This window comes from Bosea sp. NBC_00550 (genome assembly GCF_026020075.1).
Taxonomy (GTDB): domain Bacteria; phylum Pseudomonadota; class Alphaproteobacteria; order Rhizobiales; family Beijerinckiaceae; genus Allobosea.
On sequence record NZ_CP102772.1, the window covers coordinates 4,744,808 to 4,760,115 of the forward strand.

Annotated in this window: 13 protein-coding genes; 7 read left to right on the plus strand and 6 right to left on the minus strand. The window is 67.8% G+C overall.

What is annotated here, in order from left to right; all coding sequences use genetic code 11:
- The first annotated feature begins 16 nt into the window (after positions 1 to 16).
- Both NWE53_RS22645 and NWE53_RS22650 read left to right on the plus strand, forming a co-directional pair.
- Positions 17 to 637, plus strand: a complete 621-nt coding sequence (locus NWE53_RS22645; protein ID WP_265051594.1) for a TetR/AcrR family transcriptional regulator — start codon at positions 17 to 19, stop codon at positions 635 to 637.
- The gene (locus NWE53_RS22650) at positions 634 to 2,289 is read left to right on the plus strand and encodes an acyl-CoA dehydrogenase family protein (protein WP_265051595.1); all 1,656 of its coding nucleotides are present in this window, start codon (positions 634 to 636) and stop codon (positions 2,287 to 2,289) included. The genes NWE53_RS22645 and NWE53_RS22650 overlap by 4 nt, the downstream gene beginning before the upstream one ends.
- Before the next feature lie 230 nt (positions 2,290 to 2,519).
- On the opposite strand, the gene cbiB is transcribed toward NWE53_RS22650, so the two are convergent.
- Positions 2,520 to 3,497 carry an adenosylcobinamide-phosphate synthase CbiB gene (cbiB, locus tag NWE53_RS22655; protein ID WP_265051596.1) on the minus strand — a complete coding sequence of 326 codons (978 nt, stop codon included), beginning with the start codon at positions 3,495 to 3,497 and terminating at the stop codon, positions 2,520 to 2,522.
- Between cbiB and cobD the strand changes: the two genes are divergently transcribed.
- The 3 genes from cobD (at position 3,496) to NWE53_RS22670 (ending at position 6,811) form a co-directional block, all read left to right on the plus strand.
- Positions 3,496 to 4,524, plus strand: a complete 1,029-nt coding sequence (cobD, locus tag NWE53_RS22660; protein WP_265051597.1) for a threonine-phosphate decarboxylase CobD — start codon at positions 3,496 to 3,498, stop codon at positions 4,522 to 4,524. The two genes, cbiB and cobD, sit on opposite strands and share 2 nt — an antisense overlap.
- Positions 4,525 to 4,603: 79 nt before the next feature.
- Positions 4,604 to 5,575 carry a D-2-hydroxyacid dehydrogenase gene (locus tag NWE53_RS22665; protein WP_265051598.1) on the plus strand — a complete coding sequence of 324 codons (972 nt, stop codon included), beginning with the start codon at positions 4,604 to 4,606 and terminating at the stop codon, positions 5,573 to 5,575.
- 18 nt (positions 5,576 to 5,593) lie between these two features.
- A complete protein-coding gene (locus NWE53_RS22670; RefSeq protein WP_265051599.1) occupies positions 5,594 to 6,811 on the plus strand; it encodes an MFS transporter in 1,218 nt (405 codons plus the stop codon).
- Between the two features lie 4 nt (positions 6,812 to 6,815).
- On the opposite strand, the gene NWE53_RS22675 is transcribed toward NWE53_RS22670, so the two are convergent.
- Entirely contained in the window at positions 6,816 to 7,328 is a 513-nt protein-coding gene (locus NWE53_RS22675) for a hypothetical protein (protein WP_265051600.1), read from the minus strand.
- A gap of 257 nt (positions 7,329 to 7,585) precedes the next feature.
- Positions 7,586 to 9,250 carry a GMC family oxidoreductase gene (locus tag NWE53_RS22680; protein ID WP_265051601.1) on the minus strand — a complete coding sequence of 555 codons (1,665 nt, stop codon included), beginning with the start codon at positions 9,248 to 9,250 and terminating at the stop codon, positions 7,586 to 7,588.
- A gap of 261 nt (positions 9,251 to 9,511) precedes the next feature.
- On the opposite strand from NWE53_RS22680, the gene NWE53_RS22685 reads away from it, so the two are divergent.
- Positions 9,512 to 11,551, plus strand: coding sequence for an NAD(+) synthase (locus NWE53_RS22685; RefSeq protein WP_265051602.1), 2,040 nt, complete (start codon positions 9,512 to 9,514; stop codon positions 11,549 to 11,551).
- A gap of 143 nt (positions 11,552 to 11,694) precedes the next feature.
- On the opposite strand, the gene NWE53_RS22690 is transcribed toward NWE53_RS22685, so the two are convergent.
- Both NWE53_RS22690 and motA read right to left on the minus strand, forming a co-directional pair.
- Complete coding sequence (locus tag NWE53_RS22690; protein ID WP_265051603.1) at positions 11,695 to 12,567, minus strand: flagellar motor protein MotB; 873 nt, start codon at positions 12,565 to 12,567, stop codon at positions 11,695 to 11,697.
- 28 nt (positions 12,568 to 12,595) lie between these two features.
- Positions 12,596 to 13,453 (minus strand): flagellar motor stator protein MotA, encoded by an 858-nt coding sequence (gene motA, locus NWE53_RS22695; protein ID WP_265051604.1) that lies wholly within the window; start codon positions 13,451 to 13,453, stop codon positions 12,596 to 12,598.
- A 305-nt stretch (positions 13,454 to 13,758) separates the two neighbouring features.
- On the opposite strand from motA, the gene NWE53_RS22700 reads away from it, so the two are divergent.
- Positions 13,759 to 13,905, plus strand: coding sequence for a hypothetical protein (locus NWE53_RS22700; protein ID WP_265051605.1), 147 nt, complete (start codon positions 13,759 to 13,761; stop codon positions 13,903 to 13,905).
- A gap of 203 nt (positions 13,906 to 14,108) precedes the next feature.
- On the opposite strand, the gene NWE53_RS22705 is transcribed toward NWE53_RS22700, so the two are convergent.
- The gene (locus tag NWE53_RS22705) at positions 14,109 to 15,269 is read right to left on the minus strand and encodes an IS30 family transposase (RefSeq protein WP_265051606.1); all 1,161 of its coding nucleotides are present in this window, start codon (positions 15,267 to 15,269) and stop codon (positions 14,109 to 14,111) included.
- Positions 15,270 to 15,308: the final 39 nt, after the last annotated feature.

Sequence of the window (15,308 nt, forward strand, 5' to 3'; positions counted from 1 at the left end):
AATTTCGAGATCGTGCATGGTCGATGGAACCCCGAAACAACCGCGCAAGGCGGGCAAGCGTGAGGCGATCCTCTCCGCCGCGCGCCGGATCGTCTCGGAGGTCGGCTTCCAGGAAACATCGATTGCCGCAGTGGCCTCCGCCAGCGGCGTCTCCACCGGCAGCGTCTATTCGTATTTCTCCTCCAAGGCCGAGCTGATGGCCCAGATCGTCGCGGCGGTGTCCTCGCGAGAACTCGCCGTGCTGCGCGAGATCGCCGCGAGCGATGCGCCGGTCACCGAGCGCCTGACGTCGGCAGTCGAAGCTTTCGCCCGGCGCGCCTTCGCCAATCGCCGTCTCGCCTGGTCGATGATCGCCGAACCCGCCGATCCGGCCGTCGATGCGACGCGGCTCGACTATCGCCGTGAGATCGCCGGCATCTTCCGCGCACTTGTCGTGGAAGGCGAAGGGCAGGGCGCTTTCCGTCCCGTCGATCCCGACGCCGCCGCGGCGATGATCGTCGGCGGCTTCATGGAAGCGCTGATCGGCCCGCTTTCGCCCGAGCGGCCGATCACCGCCGAACGCGGTCGCGAGATCGCTGCCGCGCTCGCCGATCTCTCCCTCGCCGCGCTGATCTCCCGTGAAGGACAGGCCGCATGACCGCTCTCGATGCATACGGCTACGACACCCACGAGGTGCTGAACCAGGCCCCGGCGCTGGCGGATTACGACGCCTACGCGGCGGACCCCGCGCTCGGACGCATCCTCGACATGTTCGGCGCCGGCTGGTTCCGCGAGCAGGCGAGCGTGGTCGGCGGCCATGTCGGCTCGCAACGCGTGCAGGATCTGGCGCGGCAGGCCAATCGCAGCCTGCCGGAACTGCGGACGCATGATCGCTGGGGCCGGCGCGTCGACCAGATCGAATTCCACCCCGCCTGGCATGAGCTGATGGGGCTCGCCATGCGCGACGAGTTCCATTCGCTCTGCTGGACCAAGCCGCGCTCCGGCGCGCAGGTGGCGCGCGCCGCGGTCTCCTATCTCTGGAACCAGGGCGAGAACGGCATCTGCTGCCCGCTCGGCATGACCTATTCGGCGATCCCCGTCCTGCAGCGCGACCCCGCGCGCTGGGCCGAGTTCGGCAAGCTGATCACCTCCTCCGACTACGATCAGCGTCCGCTGCCGGCAGCGCAGAAGCGCGGCGGCACGGTCGGCATGGCGATGACCGAGAAGCAGGGCGGCTCCGACCTGCGCCAGACCCAGACCGTCGCCACGCGCAACGCCGACGGCACCTATTCTCTCACCGGGCATAAATGGTTCTTCTCCGTCCCGCATTCGGATGTGTTCCTGACGCTGGCGCGGACCGAGGAGGGCGTCTCCTGCTTCGTCGTGCCGGGCTGGCTGCCGAACGGTTCGCGCAACCGGCTGCAGATCCAGCGGCTCAAGGACAAGTGCGGCAACAAGTCGAACGCCTCCTCCGAGGTCGAATTCCGCGGCGTCATCGCTCATCTCATCGACGAGCCCGGCCATGGCATCCGCGCCGGGCTGGAGATGAACCACTACACGAGGCTCGATTTCGCCGTCGGCTCGGCCGGGCTGATGCGCCATGCGGTCGCGCAGGCGGCGCATCACACCGCCCATCGCCGCGCCTTCCAGAAGGCGCTGATCGACCAGCCGATCATGACCAATGTGATCGCCGACCTCGCTCTGGAGGCCGAAGCCGCCGCCTGGCTCGCCTTCCGCTTTGTCCATGCGCTCGATCGCGAGGGCGGGAGCGAGGCGGAGAAGCTCATCGGCCGCATCGGCGCGCCAATCGCCAAATACTGGAACTGCAAGCGCGCCACGCCGGTGGTGGTCGAGGCGCTGGAATGCCATGGCGGCAACGGCTTCGTCGAGGACCATCTGATGGCGCGGCTCTATCGCGAGGCGCCGCTCAACGGCATCTGGGAAGGTACGGGCAATGTCGTTTGCCTCGACGTGCTCCGCTCGATCCGCCGCTATCCCGATTGCGTGCCGGCCCTGCTCGACGAATTGCGCGCCGCGCGCGGCAACGATCCGCGCTATGACGCTTTCCTCGCCGAATTGGCGACCGATCTCGTCGATGTGCTCCGCCACGAGCATCTGGCGCGGCGCTTCGTCGAGCGCATGGCGCTTGGCTTGTCGGCCTCGCTGCTGATCCGCCACGCGCCGCATGCGGTGGCCGACGCCTTCGTCGCCTCGCGACTGGCGGGTGGCTGGTCGGGCCATTTCGGCTCGCTGCCCGTGGGAGCCGATCTTCAGGCGATAGCGCGCCGCGCCGTGCCGTTGCCGGAGTGAAGTCCGGGGCGACGAACGGCATTCGCCGCTAACGGGTTTTACGAGAACCGCGCCGTCATTCCGGGGCGGGCCGAAGGCCCGAGCGCGGAACCCATGAACACCGTCCGATGGACGTCATGCCGGAGTGTCGGCGCCTTCTCCCGAAAACCCTGTGTCCATGGGTTCCAGGCTCATCGCTGCGCGATGCCCCGGAATGACGGTGTGTTTCCGGAGCAAGTTGATCGTCGGAGTCAGAGCAGAGCGGCGGCCGTCAGCCCTGCCGCCAGTCCCCACAGCAACCCGCAGGCGCGCCGGTACAGCGCAAGCGCGCGCCTGATGTCGGCAGCGTTCGCATCGGCCCGACCATCGCCCATCCAGTGATCGTCGATGCGGGTATCGCCATAGACGCGCGGGCCCGCCAGCCGCAGCCCGAGCGCACCGGCCATGGCCGCCTCCGGCCAGCCGGCATTGGGCGAGCGGTGCTTGCCGGCGTCGCGCCGCAGGGCTCGCCAGGCACCGCCAGCATCCACCGTCCGGTCGAGTGCCGCGGCAACGATCAGCAGCAGCGCCGTCAATCGCGAGGCCGGCAGGTTGACGAGGTCGTCGAGCCGCGCCGCGGCCCAGCCGAAGGCGAGGTGACGCGGCGTGCGATGGCCGATCATCGAATCGGCCGTGTTGATCGCCTTGTAGGCGGCGATGCCCGGCAGGCCTCCGGCGCCGAGCCAGAAGGCCGGCGCGGTGATGCCGTCGGAGAAGTTCTCCGCGAGACTCTCGATGGCGGCGCGCGCCACCCCGGCCTCGTCCAGCGTGTTCGGATTGCGCCCGACGATCATCGAGACGGCCTTCCGGCCGCCTTCCAGGCCCTCGCGCTCCAGCCCCTCGGCCACGCGGGCGACGTGTTCGTAAAGGCTGCGCTGGGCGATCAGCGTCGAGGCGACGAGCGCGAGCGGGATGAGGCCAAGCGGCCAGAAGGCCAGGCAGAAGCTCTGGAGCAGCAACGCGGGAGCGATCGTGGCCGCGAGCAGCAGCGCCAGCGCCAGCACGCCCATCGCCTTGCGGGTGACGAAGGACGAGGCCTCGCGGTTCAGCGCCCGGTCCAGCGCTCCAATCAATCGCCCGATCCAGGTGACGGGATGGCCGATTGCGGCATAGAAGCGCTCGGGATAGCCGAACGCCGCCTCGATCGTAAGCGCGAGCACGAGCAGCGGCAGGCTGGCGGAGAGGTTCATGCGGGGCGCGGGCGCGATCGTGGCTGAGGACGACATCTGGCATGGCGGCGATCTCGCCACGGCCCGCGCGCTCTTTCCGGATGCGCCGCAACCGTGGATCGATCTCTCCACCGGGATCAATCCGATCCCCTATCCGCTTCCGGCGCTGCCGTTAAGCCTCTGGACGCGCCTGCCCGGCGCCGATGACGAGGCCGCGCTCATCGCCGCCGCCCGCGCGGCCTACCGGGTGCCGGACGGCGCAGGCATCGTCGCGGCGCCCGGCACGCAAATCCTGATCGAGCTGCTGCCGCATCTCGCGCCGGCCGGGCCCGTCGCCATCCTCGGTCCGACCTATGCGGAACACGCCCATGCCTGGCGCAAGGCGGGCTTCACGGTGATGGAGGCGGCATCGCCCACCGAGGCGGCTGCGACCGTCGTCGTGGTCAATCCCAACAACCCCGATGGCCGCATGCTCTCGCGAACGGAACTCGCCGGCCTCGCCGTCCGCTGTGCCGCGCGCGGCGGCCTGCTCGTCGTCGACGAGGCCTTCGCCGATTTCACGCCGGAGACGAGCCTCGTGCGGGATTTGCCCGCTGGCGCGCTCGTCCTGCGCTCCTTCGGCAAGACCTATGGGCTCGCAGGCCTGCGTCTCGGCTTCGCCATCGGCGCTGCCGATCTGATGGCGCGGCTCCGAGCATCGCTCGGGCCCTGGTCGGTGGCGGGACCTGCCTTGCACGTCGGCGCGCAGGCCCTCGCGGATCGCGATTGGCTCGCCAGGGCCGGCGCAGATCGCAGCCGTGATGCCGCACGCCTGGACGCGCTGCTCGCGCCGTATGGCCGCATCGTGGGCGGCACCAGCCTGTTCCGCCTGTTGGAGACGCCGACTGCATCGGCACTCTTCGTCCGCCTCGGCCGCCACGGCATCTATGTCCGCCGCTTTCAGAGCGCACCCGACCGTTTGCGCTTCGGCCTGCCCGGCGACGAGGCCGCGTGGTCGCGCTTGCAGGCGGCGCTCATTGATGCGCCCGAAACATCGCCACCAGCGTGAAGCTTGCATGCGGCGAGCGCGGGGACAGAAGCCGGCGCGGCGGCTAACGTCCACTGACGGATTCGGGGAGAGACGACGCATGGCATTGCTGCCGCCGGAAGGCGAATTGACGATAGGCTTCGCGCACGCCGCCTATCAGCTCAGGGACGAATTCGCCCGCCGCAATCGCGCCGCCCGCAGCTTCGAGGTCCGCAGCCTCGACGAATTGCGCGAGCGCGGGCCGGAGGCGGATATCATCGTCGTCTCCGGCATGTGGCGTAACGATCTGTTGCCGAGGCTGCCGAAGCTGCGCTTCATCCAGTCGGTCAGCGCCGGCACCGACCAGTTCGACAAGGCGGCGCTCGGCGCAGCCGGTGTCCGTCTCGCCAGTGCACAGGGCGGCAACGAGCGCGCCGTGGCCGAGCATGCGATGTCGCTGATCCTGGCGCTGACCCGGCAAATCCATTTCGCCCGGGACAATCAGGCAAAGCAGTCCTGGCGGCCGATGATCGGCGATCGCGCGCTCCGCGAGGATGAGCTCGGCGGCGAGACGCTGGTCGTCGTCGGGCTCGGCCGCATCGGCCTGAGGCTGGCGAAGCTCGCGGCCGCGTTCGACATGCGCGTCATCGGCGTGCGCCGCAGCCCCGAGCCGCAGCCGCATGTCGAAGCCATCGTCCATCCCGACAAGCTCGCGGAAACGGTCGCGCAGGCGGATTTCGTCGCGCTGACCTGCCCGCTGACCCCCGAGACGGAAGGGCTGGTCGACGCCCGCATCCTCGCGGCGATGAAGCCCTCCGCCTACCTGATCAATGTCGCGCGTGGCCGCGTGGTCGACGAAGCCGCGTTGTTGGATGCCCTCGGCAATGGCGGGATCGCCGGTGCCGGGCTCGATTGCTTCCATGACGAGCCGCTGCCGGCGGCCTCGCCGTTCTGGCGCCTGCCGCAGGTCATCGTCACCCCGCACAGCGCCGGCGAGACCCGCGCCTATGAGAGCAATGTCATCGATATCCTCATCGACAATCTGGATCGTCTCGCACGCGGCGACGCAGGCCTGCGCAACCAGATCGTCTGACCGGGGCAGATGACGGCCATGGCTTCGCCCAGATTTCTTCGGCCCGGCGGGCCGTCGCTCATCGTCGCGCTCGGCGTCACGCAGGTCTTCGGCTATGGCGCGCTCTACTACGCCTTCACCGTGCTGGCGCCGCGCATCACCGAAAGCTTCGGCTGGCCGCCGGAATGGACCTATGGCGGTCTGGCGGCCGGGCTCTTCCTCGGCGGCGCCGTCGCCCCGGTGACCGGCAGCCTGATAGACCGCTACGGCACGCGGCTGGTGATGACGGTGGGATCGGCCTTGGCCGGGCTGTCCCTGCTGGCGCTGGCGGAGGCGCGGGGCATCGTCAGCTACGTCGCGGCCATGGTCGCGCTGCAGGCGGTGACCACCGCGGTCTTCTACGATGCGGCCTTCGCTGCGCTGACGCAGGCGCGCGGCGGCCAGGCACGGCGCGCCATCAGCCAGCTCACCCTGATCGGCGGCTTCGCCTCGACGCTGTTCTGGCCATTGACCAGCAGCCTGCTGGCGGTCCTCGACTGGCGCGGCGTCTACAGGCTCTACGGCCTGTCGCAGATCCTGGTCTGCATGCCGTTGCACCTCCTCTTCCTGCCGGGGCGGGTGAAGCGGCCGGTGGCGGCGCATGCCTCGGGCGCAGCCGCATCGGCGCCGGCGGAACCCGAAACGGCCTATCTCACGGGCGATGCCCGCCGCCGCGCCTTCCTGTGGCTGGCGCTGGCCTTTTCGCTGCAGGGCTTCGTCGTCTCTGCCATGGCGATCCATCTGCTGACGCTGCTGCGCGGCTTCGGCCTCGGCGCTGCGGTCGCGGTCGGCATCGGCGCGATGCTCGGGCCTTCTCAGGTGGCGGGGCGATTGGTCGAGATGCTGTTCGGCCGCGCCGTCTCGCCCGTCACCACTGCCTGGGTTTCCGCCTGCCTGATGCCGCTTGGCCTTGCGCTGCTGCTGGTCGGCGGATCGCTGCCGGTGGTTGCCGGCCTCTTCGCCGTTGCCTTCGGCATCAGCATGGGGCTGAGTTCGATCGTGCGCGGCACGGTGCCGTTGCAACTGTTCGGGCCGGTCGGCTTCGGCGCGACGATGGGCAAGCTCTCGGCGCCCGGCCTCGTCATCAAGGCGGCGGCGCCGCTGGCCTTCGCCGTGGCGCTGGAGCGCGGCGGCGTGACGGTCTCGACGCTGCTGCTGATCGCCTTCTCGGCCCTGGCTGCCGTCGCGCTCTTCCTGCTGGCACGCAGCCGGCGCTGAGCTTTCAGGCCAGCAGCCCCTGCCACCAGCGCCGGGCGGCATCGCGCGTCCGGATGGCGAAGGCATAGGCGGCCGATGCCCGCACCCAGCCCAGGACCTGGTCGCGCAGGCGGATCACGATCCCCATGATCCCTGCGAACCAGCCATAGCTCATCAGCTTCTCGCGCCCGGCATGATAGATGCGCTCGACGATGAGGAAGCTGGCGAGATGGGCGAGGCCGAGCACGATCAGCCCCGGCCAGAAGGCGCCGCGCGCCATCATGACGAGGCCGAGCAGCTTCAGCGGCTCGGCGATGGCGAAGGGCACGGCGAGCGCCAGCAGCACGAGCGGGCGCGGCAGCCCGGCCACGGCTTCCTCGAGGCGATGAACCAGCCGCAGCGATGAAAACCAGCGGATGAGCGGCCGGTAGAGCGGCCGCGCCATCTCGTCGAGGACGATGAACACCGTCAGGACCGCGCGGACGATCCCGAGCGCGAGCCGCTTGGGCAGGCTCCTGTCGGGCGAAACTGGGGGCATGGTGTGATCCGGCGTGAAGCCGTCCTTAATAGGCCGGTCTTTATGGCGTTTCGAAGCCCGAAACGAAGATCGCGAGAGCCTGTCACTCTTTGAAGCGTGCTGCGTTTTCGTGGAAACGCGAGTCATCCCGGACGGAGCGAAGCGCAGATCCGGGATCCATGCCTGACGATTGTTGGACACGCTCTGGCATGGATCCCGGGTCAAGCCCGGGATGACGTCGCGGGTCTGTAGAAATCAGCAAATCTTTGCGCTGCAACTCAGCTGCGCGCGTCCTCCTTGAGCATCGCCACGCCCTTCTCGGCGATCATCATGGTCGGGTTGGCGGTGTTGCCCGAGGTGATGGCCGGCATCACCGAGGCGTCGATGACGCGCAGGCCCATGACGCCGCGCACGCGCAGGCGCTCGTCCAGCACGGCGCCGGGATCGTCGTCGCGTCCCATCCTCGCCGTGCCGACCGGGTGGAAGATCGTGGTGCCGAGCTTTGCGGCGGCATCCAGCAGCGCTTCGTCCGAGTCGGCCTCCGCACCCGGCAAATATTCCTCCGGCCGGAAGCGTGCCAGCGGTGCCTGCGCCACGATCCGGCGGGTCAGCTTCAGTGCGTCGATCGCGACCTGCCGGTCTTCCTCGGTGTCGAAATAGTTCGGGGAGATCACCGGCGTGTCGTGCACGTCGGCGGAGCGCAGATGGACGCTGCCGCGGCTGGTCGGCCTGAGATTGCAGACACTCGCCGTGAACGCGTCGAAGGGGTGCAAGCCCGAACCCCAGCTGTCGAGCGAGAGCGGCTGGAAATGGTACTGGAGATTGGCGGTGGCATAATGCGGCGCGGATTTGGCGAAGGCGCCGACCTGCGAGGGCGCCATCGTCAGCGGGCCGGAGCGCAGCGCCGCCCATTGCAACGCCATCAGCGGGCGCCGCCAGACCTTGGCGTAGTCGCTGTTCAGCGTCTTGACCCCCTGGACCTTGTAGACCGGCCGGATCTGGAGATGGTCCTGCAGGTTCTCGCCGACGCCGGGCGCATTCACCAGCGTCTCCAGCCCGAGGCCCTGCAGGCGCGCGCCATTGCCGATGCCGGAGCGTTCGAGCAGCAGCGGGGAGGCGATCGCGCCGGCCGAGAGCACGACCTCGCCGCTGACCTCGACCCTCAGCTTCTCCTCGCTGGGTGTTCCCAGGCCATGGGTGAATTCGACCGCCTTGGCCCGGCCGTTCTCGAAGACGATGCGCTCGACATGGACGCGCGTCTCCAGCCGCAGGTTGGTGCGGTCGCGCTGTTCGAGCAGCGGCTTCAAGAAGGCGCGATAGGCACTCAAGCGGCGCCCACGCCGCTGGTTCACCTGGAAATAGGATGATCCCTCGTTGTCGCCGGTGTTGAAATCCGGGATCTTGGCGATGCCGGTAGCCTCGGCCGCGTCGCGGATGGCGTCGAGGATCGCCCAGCGCACGCGCGGATGCTCGACGCGCCATTCCCCGCCGGCCTTGTGCAGCCCGCCGGGCGGCGGCGCGATATGGTCCTCATGCCTGAGGAAATAGGGCAGCACCTCGTCCCAGCCCCAGCCGGTCAGCCCGAGCTGGCGCCAGCCGTCATAATCGGCCGCCTGGCCGCGCATATAGACCATGGCGTTGATCGCCGAGGAGCCGCCTACGACCTTGCCGCGCGGATAGGCCAGCGCCCGCCCGCCGAGGCCGGGCTGGGGCTCGGTCTGGAACAGCCAGTCGGCGCGGGGATTGCCGATGGCGAAGAGATAGCCGACCGGAATGTGGAGCCAAATCCAGTCGTCCAGCCCGCCCGCTTCCAGCACGAGGACCTTGGTGTCCGGATCGGCCGCGAGGCGGTTGGCGACGACGCAGCCGGCCGATCCTGCGCCGATGACGACGTAGTCGAAGCTGCCGATCAGGCGGCGGTCGGAAGGCACGGCGTCGGACATGGCGTTTCCCGGGGGTGCGGCGGCTGCGATGTCCGCTCTTCGATCCCTGAGGGATACTGTGCGCCATGCCGGCCGGCAATCGCACGGGCTTGCGACGTTCGGCCCATCTGCGGATGGGACGGAGCGCCCGGTTCGGCGCGCTCGACCTCCCATGTCGCCGCATCGGCGCAGCCCTGCCGGCGCCCGGCTTGCTTACCGCCTCGCGCCTGCGCGATAAGCGGTGCAGGCCGGCTCGCTGCCTGTCGGCCCGACGGAGTGACGATGAGCTTCCGCAACATTCACGCCCACGGTCTCGTCCGGATCGCATGCGCCGCGCCGCGGCTGAAGGTTGCCGATCCCGCCTTCAACGTGGCCGAGACCATCGCGCTGCTGCGCCGGGCCGATGAAGGCGGCGCCTCGCTCTGCTTGTTTCCGGAACTCGGCATCAGCGCCTATGCGATCGACGATCTGCTGCAGCAGAACGCGCTGCTCGACGCGGTGCGTGAGGCCCTGTCGCGGCTCGTCGAGGAAAGCCGGAGCCTGCGCTGCGTCGCGGTCGTCGGTGCGCCCCTGCGCGTCGAGGGGCGGCTGTTCAACTGCGCCGTCACGATCCATCGCGGCCGCATCCTCGCCGCCGTGCCGAAGACCTATCTACCGAACTACCGCGAATTCTACGAGCGCCGGCAGTTCGCCTCGGGCGAGCGCGCCGGTGCGCTCTATATCGATCTCTGCGGCCAGGAGGTGCCTTTCGGCACGGACATTCTGCTCGCCGCTTCCGACATCCCCGATCTCATCGTCCATATGGAGATCTGCGAGGACGTCTGGACGCCGATCCCGCCGAGCTCCTTCGCCGCGCTCGCCGGCGCGACCGTGCTGCTCAACCTCTCGGCTTCAAACGTGACCATCGGCAAGTCCGACTGGCGCCACTCTCTTTGCAAAGCGCATTCAGGGCGCTGCATCGCCGCCTATGCCTACTCCGCCGCCGGCACCGGCGAATCGACCACCGATCTCGCCTGGGACGGGCAGGCGATGATCTACGAGAACGGCGCGCTGCTGGCCGAGGCCGAGCGCTTCGCCGCCGAGCCGCAGCTCATCCTCGCCGATATCGACCTCGAGCGGCTGGCGATGGACCGCATCCGCCAGAACACCTTCGGCGACAGCGCCGACATGCATCGCGACAGGCTCGGCTTCCGCCGTATCGACTTCACGCTCGATCCGGATCGCGGCTCGGATCTGGGCCTCGCTCGCACGGTCGAGCGCTTCCCCTTCGTGCCGAATGAGGATGCCCGGCTGAACGAGCTTTGCTTCGAGGCCTACAACATCCAGTCGCACGGTCTGCGCAAGCGGCTGGAGAGCACGCGGCTCGACAAGGTTGTGATCGGCGTCTCCGGCGGCCTCGATTCGACGCAGGCGCTGATCGTCGCGGCCCATACCTTCGATGCGCTCGGCCTCCCCCGCGAGAACATCCTCGCCTATACGCTGCCGGCCTTCGCCACGAGCAAGGACACCAAGGACAACGCCTGGCGGCTGATGAGATCGCTCGGTGTCAGCGCCGAGGAGATCGACATGACGCCGGCCTGCCGGCAGATGCTGGTCGATATCGGCCATCCCTTCGCCAAGGGCGAGCCGGTCTACGACATCACCTTCGAGAACGTGCAGGCGGGCGCGCGCACCTCGGTGCTGTTCCGCCTCGCCAACCGGCACAACGCGCTGGTGATGGGCACCGGCGACCTTTCGGAATTGGCGCTCGGCTGGTGCACCTATGGCGTCGGCGATCACATGTCGCACTACAACGTTAACGGCTCCGTGCCGAAGACGCTGATCCAGCATCTCATCCGCTGGGTGGCGCAATCCGGCCGCTTCGGCGCGGAAGCCTCGGCCGTGATGCTCGACATCCTCTCAACCGAGATATCGCCCGAGCTGGTGCCGGGCGACGGCGACAAGCCGGCCCAGAAGACCGAAGATTTCGTCGGCCCCTATGCGCTGCAGGACTTCAACCTGTTCTACACCACGCGCTACGGCTTCAAACCCAGCAAGATCGCCTTCCTGGCCGAGCATGCCTGGCGCGACGCGACCGCCGGCGACTGGCCGCCGAACATGGAGGCAGCAAAGCGCGTCGCCTATGATCTCCCGGTGATCAAGCGCTGGCTCGGCGTCTTCATCCGCCGCTTCTTCGAGACCAGCCAGTTCAAGCGCTCGGCCATGCCGAACGGCCCGAAGGTTTCCTCCGGCGGCTCGCTCTCGCCCCGCGGCGACTGGCGCGCGCCGAGCGACGCCTCGGCTGCGCCCTGGCTGAAGGATTGGGAGCGGATTCCGGATTGAAGGAAGGAAGCTGAGGTTGTTGGGTTCGCTCCCCGGCGCAAACGACGGATTTCGGTACGCCGTCGCAATTGTCAGCCTCTTACGTCGTGTCAACCACTGAGCTCATTCTTAAACGGCTCTGAGGCCGCCGAGGCGCCTTGTCGTCAGGGAATGACCCCCGGGGGTAGCGGCGGCTCCGCATTGAGCAGCGTGATCGTCACCCGTCGGTTCGGCGGGGTGTAGGGATTGTCGACGAAGAGCGGCTCGGTGTCCGCGCGTCCCACCACGGAAACGAAGCGGTTGCTGGGGAGCCCGGCGCCCGACAGTATCTCGCGCACGGCGAGCGCTCGCCCGGCGGTGAGGCTCCAGGAATCGACGGCCTGCACCGAGCCCGGGCGCGCGGCGGCCGTATGGCCGGCGACAGACAGTTGGTTGGGCAGCCGGCGCAGGGTGGGCGCGAGCGCCTCCAGCACGAGACGAGTGCGCTCGTAGGGCTGGACCGAGCCCTCGGGGAACATGGTGCGGCCGTACTCGTCCACGAGGGAAACGTTCAACCCCTCCTTGGTCGGCTCGATCACGATGTTGCGCGACAGCTCGGCAATTTCGGGCATCTTCTGGAGCGCCTGCCGGAGGCTGGCTATGGCGCTGTAGTTGGCCTGCACGCCGGCGGCCGGGCGGCTGACCTCGCGGTCGCTGGCGCGGCCCGAATTTGTTGGGCGCGCTTTGTCGTCCTGCCCGGTAGTGCCCCTCGCCGCGTCGCGGGGCGCCGACGGCTTGTTGCCTGCCTTGTCTAGGACGGTGCCCATCAGGACGCCGCCAGCGCCACTGGTTGTAGGACTCGGAGCCGCCGGGGCGAAGTATTCCGCCAAGCCGATCTTCTGCTCCTGCGTCGTCATGCTGATCAGCCACATCAGCAGAAAGAACGCCATCATGGCGGTCACGAAGTCCGCATAGGCGATCTTCCAGGCCCCGCCATGGTGCGCATGAGCGGCCTTCTTGACCTTCTTGATGATGATCGGCTGGGGGGGCTTGGCCATCGAGTCCCTATTGGAGATTGGGTCAGATCTAGGCAGGCAGATCGGCGGTTGCCGCTTCCACTTCGCTGAAGGTCGGGCGGACGTCGCTCATCAGAGCCTTGCGGGCAAATTCTACCGCCATCACCGGCGGCTGGCCGCTGATATGGGCGAGGAGACCCGCCTTGAGTGAAAGGTAGTATTTGGATTCCGCCTCGTAGATGCCCTTGAGCGACTGCGCCATGGGCCCGAAGAAGCCGTAGGCGACGAAGACGCCGAAGAAGGTGCCGACGAGCGCGCCGCCGATCAGATGTCCCAGCACCTCCGGCGGCTCGGTGATCGCCCCCATCGTCTTGATCACGCCGAGCACGGCGGCGACGATGCCGAGCGCCGGTGTTCCGTCGGCGAGCGACTGCATGGCCGCAACGACACGCTCCTGCTCCTGGTGGTGCGTCTCCAGTTCCTCGTCCATGAGAGCGTCCATCTCGTGGACGTTGTTGGCGCCCATCGTCAACATCCGCATGTAGTCGCAGACGAACTCGACCGCATGATGGTTCGCTGCAAAAGTCGGGAAGGCGTTGAACAGCGTGGACTCGCTCGGATTATCGATGTGCTCCTCGACCGCGAGCATGCCCTTCTGCTTCACAAATTTGTACAATGAATACTGCATCCCCAGCAGTTCGACATAGCATTCCTGCTTGTACTTGGGGCCCTTCATGAGCGTGCCGAGCATGGCGGGCACGGCCTTGAGCACCGGCGCGGGGTTGCCGATGACGAAGGCACCGATCGCTGCACCGAGGATGATGACGAACTCGAACGGCTGCCAAAGGACCTCAAGGTGGCCACCCATCGCCGCGTAGCTGCCGAAGACGCAGACGAAGACGATGATTGTGCCGACGATCAGCCGCATGGTTTGCCACCCTCGCACCGCAGCAGGTACAGCCACGCGAAGCCACTACTGGTCCGACGAAATGACCGATCAAGGTTAATGGCGAGTTTACAGCCATTGGCACGCGGGCTTGTAAGCGTCGTCGTCCTCCGGCCACGGCTTTGAGGCTTGGGGCGGCAGGGCCGGCCCACGGGAGGAAATCGGGGTGCGATGAGCCTCCGCCAATCCCGGTGATCGGCGTCCAATAGGGGACCGTTTCCCGCGGTCTACGCTGCGCCGCTTTGCTGTGGCGCGGCGAGGCTGAGGATGACGCGGGTGAGAGCCAGGTGGGCAACGTGTGCAAGCGCTTCCTCGCGCCGACGCAGCGCTTCGCAAGCTACAAGGAGCCGAACGCCAGGCTTGCCGAACGCTACGTCACGCACGCCAAGGCGACGGCTCCCCCTCGGTTCCGTGGACCATCTGGCATGCTCTGATTGCGTTCTCTCGCCGGCGCCAATCCAACCCTCCGGACAACGTATCGAGTCGCTGGAAAGCTGACCAAGAAGGTTGACCGCATATCGGACTTTTAGCCGATGCTTGCTGAGTGCCGCAGAACAGAACTGTCACTCCGCTTGGGGGCGCAGCCAGCACTGGCGTAACGAGGCGGAACGAGGAGTGTCCGGATTTGGGGGCGGGCTCAACTGATCGCCGCAACACACTCGGCGAACTTCTCGGCTGGGGTTTGATAGAGCAAGGTCTTTCTGGGCCGTTCGTTGAGCTGACGGGCGATGGCGCTGAGCTGGGCCTGGCTTTGCAGGGACAGGTCGGTTCCGTGGGGAAGATACTGGCGCAGGAGCCGGTTGGTGTTCTCGTTCGAGCCACGTTGCCAGGGTGACCTGGGATCGCAGAAGTAGACCTCGACGTTCGAAGCGAGGGCCAGCCGCTTGTGGTCGGCCAACTCCTTGCCTCGGTCCCAGGTCAGGGACTGATAGAGTTCGCCGGGCAGTTTCTTCGACTGTTTGATCAGGGCGGTGATGACGCTCCCGGTGTCTTTGTTGGCGACCTTGACCAGCATCACGTAGCGCGAATGCCGCTCGACCAGCGTGGCGACGTAGCTGTTCCGGGAGCCGCCGATCAGGTCGCCTTCCCAGTGACCAGGGACCGCACGATCCTCGACGGAGGCCGGCCTTTCGCTGATGGAGACGGCGTCCCTGATCTGGCCCAGGCCGTTCCGCTTCAGGCTGGCGTGCCGGGAGCGGCGGATCGTTCGCCGGGCCCTCAGGTGGTCCAGCAGTTCCTTCTTCAGCACCCCACGGGTCTGGATGAACAGGCTGCGGTAGATCGTCTCGTGCGACACTTGATTGTGTGGCTCCCGGGGGCAGGTGCGCTTGAGCCAGCCGGCGATCTGCTCGGGCGACCAGTTCCGCTGCAGCTTGCCGGATACTGTCCGGGCCAGACCGGGTCGGCAAGCCAGCTTGCACGGCTTGGGACGCAAGGCCCGGTCCCAGGCCGCCTGATCGGAGCGCGCCGCGCGGTAGCGATCCGGCCCGCCGTTGCGCTGAACCTCGCGACTGACCGTGGACGGTGATCGGCCCAATTGCCGAGCGATCACGCGCAGCGACCGGCGGGTGCTGAGCCCTCGGGAGATTTCCTCCCGCTCGCTGAGAGTGAGCGCCCGCGGCGCCCGCCGCCGGTCTGGAGGCCGAATGCCGCCCGTCGGCGAAAGCACCGAGAACACCGAAGAGGACTCCCGATCGAACCGCCGCCCAATCGAACTCATCGACTCGCCGGCCTTCCAGCGATCCCAGATCTCAGCCCGCTGGGCCGCCGAATAGTAGATCCGCCGCCGCTGCTTCATCACCCACGCTCCATCTCCAAAGGAAAAGTAGCGTGTTGC